The following is a 3,255-nucleotide window of genomic DNA, read 5'->3' as shown; positions in this document are numbered from 1 at the left end:
ACCCACACGAATTGCTTGATTCAGTTGTTAAAGAGCGGTTGGTTAAGATCTTTCGTCTCAACCGAGGCGCGCATTCTACAGCAGCCTCATTTGCTGTCAAGTGATTATTTTCAGAAGTTTTCAAGGAATCCTTAACAACTTCAACCACTTGCGCTTCAGATCTCTCGTCAGCGGGAGGCGAATTCTACAGCGTTACCCGCTGCTGTCAACACCTCTTTTTCAACTTCCTTTGTGCTTCGATGACCTGAAGCAACCCGCTGCCGAAAGCTGCGTAACTCTTTGTTTATCAAGGAGTTTTCCGTTTAGACTGCGCCGGAAGTGGGGCGAATTATAGGCCTCCAGAATCTGCCGTCAACCACTATTTACGCCTTTTTGGCAGAAGAGCCCTTTTTAACCATCAAACGCGGGATTCGACGGGCTAAAGGCGGTAGCCGCAGCACTAACAGCAATGCACCTATAGAGGCATAGATCGCCCACTCCTTCAGGTCGGCGCGCACAATCCAGAGCATATGCAGCAATCCAAGCCCGAGAATTACATAAGCCAGGCGATGCAACTGCTTCCAGCGAGCACCCAATCGCCGCTGACTGTATCGATTGGACGTCACCGCCAATGCCAGCAAACCAAGAAAACCCAGCGCCCCGACAATAATGTAAGGCCGCTTGCGCAACTCGACACCCAGCTGCGACCAGTCAAAACCAAGAATGAATGCGCAGTAACCAGTGAGGTGGAGCAGCGCATAGGTAAAACACCACAACCCCAACTGTCGCCGCACGTCGTTCCACCCCGCCCAACCGGTGAGTTTCTGCAAAGGCGCCATGCTCAACGTGACAAGCAGAAGAACAAGCGCCCCCAAACCCAATCGATCGACCAGCACCTTGCCCGGATCCGGCCCAAGGACATCTTCCCAGGCCTGGTACAACCACAGCAACGGCCACACCAACACCACGATAAAGACGCCGATACGCCAAAGCGGATAGCGCATCAGTAATTAGCCCTCAGGTCGAGCCCCGTATATAGAGAGGCGACTTCCTCTGAATAGCCGTTGAACATTTGCGTGTCGCGCACATTGGGCTTGAACAGGCCGCTGGGCAGGCGGCGCTCTCGAGCCTGGGTCCAGCGAGGATGATCAACCTTGGGATTCACGTTCGCATAGAAGCCATATTCATTCGGCGCAATGCTCTGCCAGGTGGTTTTCGGCTGCTCGCCGACCAGACTGATGCGCACAATGGACTTGATGCTCTTGAAACCATATTTCCAAGGCACCACCAATCGCAGCGGCGCACCGTTTTGATTAGGCAACTCATGCCCGTACATGCCTACCGCGAGAATCGCCAACGGGTTCATCGCCTCATCCAGACGCAGCCCTTCTATATACGGCCAGTCGATCAAGGCAAAACCGGAGCGCTGACCCGGCATGCTCGCGGGATCCTGCAGGGTTTCGAAGCGGATGAATCTGGCTTTCGAGGTCGGCTCGACCTCCTTGAGCAAAGCCGAGAGGGGAAAACCGATCCAGGGAATGACCATCGACCAGGCCTCCACGCAACGCAGTCGGTAGATTCGCTCCTCCAACTGATACGGCTTCATGAAGTCTTCCAGCGCATACCGCCCAGGCTTGCCCACCTCCCCATCCACCACCACCGACCACGGCTCCGTCTTCAGCGTGCCGGCATTGGCGGCTGGATCACCTTTGTCGGTGCCGAACTCGTAGAAGTTGTTGTAATGGGTCGCATCCTTGAACGGCGTTATCGCCTCATCCTTGACGTTGACCGCGCCCCACTTGGTAGCCGCAAGCTTTTCGCTGAGCCAGGAAGGCGCCTTGCCGGATTCGACATCCGGGTACCGCGCAGCATCACCAGCGCTGGCCCATTGCGGCAGGCCGCCCAAAGCAAGACCGGCAACCGTGGCACCGAGCACTTTGCGTCGAGACAGATAGAGGGATTCAGGCGTGACGTCCGACTCATGGCAGTCGGACGCTTTTGAGACTTTGATCAGCATGGTTACTCCGCAGCTTTGGAGGACAGATGCACCCATAGACTGCGGAGTATGAGGGAAATTACGCGCTCTTGTTACGGCGAAGGCGTAACAGGTATTGAACCGGACCGGAGGCTGCATAGGCGAGAAACACCAGCAGCAGGATGCGCGGCGGATCACTGAACACCACTGCGAAGACCAGCACCACAGCGAGAATCGCCACGAAAGGCACTCGTCCCTTCAGGTCCAGCTCCTTGAAACTGTTGTACTTGATGTTGCTGACCATCAGCATGCCGGCCGCAGCAACCATCAGCGCCACCAGGAAAGACATCTTGGAGCCCTGGATACCGTAATCGCTGAAGGCCCATACGATGCCCGCAACAACACCCGCCGCCGCCGGGCTGGCCAGGCCGATGAAGTAGCGCTTGTCCGCCGTACCGACTTGAGTATTGAAACGCGCGAGACGCAACGCCGCACCCGCGACATAAACGAAGGCGACCATCCAGCCGACCTTGCCCATGTCACCCAAGGCCCAACCGAAGGCCAGCAATGCCGGGGCAACACCAAAGGCAACCATGTCCGACAGCGAGTCGTACTCGGCACCGAAGGCGCTCTGGGTATTGGTCATGCGCGCAACCCGACCATCAAGGCCGTCGAGTACCATCGCGACGAAAATGGCGATGGCGGCAAACGCAAAGTACTTGCTCGCATTGACCGAGTCGCCGGCGCTCAAGGCAGCCTGGGCGCTCATCGAGTTGATGATGGAATAGAACCCTGCGAACAGGTTCGCAGTGGTGAACAGATTCGGCAGAAGATAGATACCACGATGCCGGACTTTACGACCTTCAGCGTCATGCCCTTCCTCGACATGTTCATCGATGGGCAGCAGGCTTTCGGCGTCAGAAGCCTGGTTTGGCTCTTCGGGGCGTTCGCTCATGGACATTACCTTGCAACGGGGTGGAAAGTCTGGACAGGTGTCTGGGACGACGGATCGGCCGCAAACGATGCAGCTTTATACCAGAACCGGCCTCCCAAACGAAAAAACGCGGCCTAAGCCGCGTTTTTCGTACAAGCGCGTGACTTAGTTTTTGGCTTTGTCGACGATCTTGTTGGCACCGATCCACGGCATCATGGAGCGCAGTTGCTCGCCGATGATTTCGATACCGTGAGCGGCGTTGTTACGACGCTTGGCGGTCATCGAAGGATAGCCGGTAGCGCCTTCGCTGATGAACATCTTGGCGTATTCGCCGTCCTGAATACGTTTCAGGGCGTTGCGCATGGCC

General features: G+C 56.6%; 3 protein-coding genes and 1 pseudogene. All 4 read right to left on the bottom strand.

The window, feature by feature from the left end; genetic code table 11:
* Positions 1-362 precede the first annotated feature (362 nt).
* Positions 363-983 (bottom strand): protein-methionine-sulfoxide reductase heme-binding subunit MsrQ, encoded by a 621-nt coding sequence (msrQ, locus tag ACRESJ_RS32885; RefSeq protein WP_431761630.1) that lies wholly within the window; start codon positions 981-983, stop codon positions 363-365.
* Positions 983-1,996 carry a protein-methionine-sulfoxide reductase catalytic subunit MsrP gene (gene msrP / locus ACRESJ_RS32880; RefSeq protein ID WP_431761629.1) on the bottom strand — a complete coding sequence of 338 codons (1,014 nt, stop codon included), beginning with the start codon at positions 1,994-1,996 and terminating at the stop codon, positions 983-985. Before msrP ends, msrQ begins: the two co-directional genes overlap by 1 nt.
* A gap of 58 nt (positions 1,997-2,054) precedes the next feature.
* Positions 2,055-2,909 (bottom strand): CDP-diacylglycerol--serine O-phosphatidyltransferase, encoded by an 855-nt coding sequence (gene pssA / locus ACRESJ_RS32875; RefSeq protein ID WP_057400427.1) that lies wholly within the window; start codon positions 2,907-2,909, stop codon positions 2,055-2,057.
* 144 nt (positions 2,910-3,053) lie between these two features.
* Positions 3,054-3,255, bottom strand: a pseudogene (locus ACRESJ_RS32870) (ketol-acid reductoisomerase); the annotation flags it as partial.

The sequence above is a fragment of the Pseudomonas sp. genome, from assembly GCF_050739655.1.
Taxonomy (GTDB): Bacteria; Pseudomonadota; Gammaproteobacteria; order Pseudomonadales; family Pseudomonadaceae; genus Aquipseudomonas.
The sequence above is the reverse complement of the archived record's forward strand: the minus strand, read 5'-3'. Positions and strand labels throughout refer to the sequence as shown.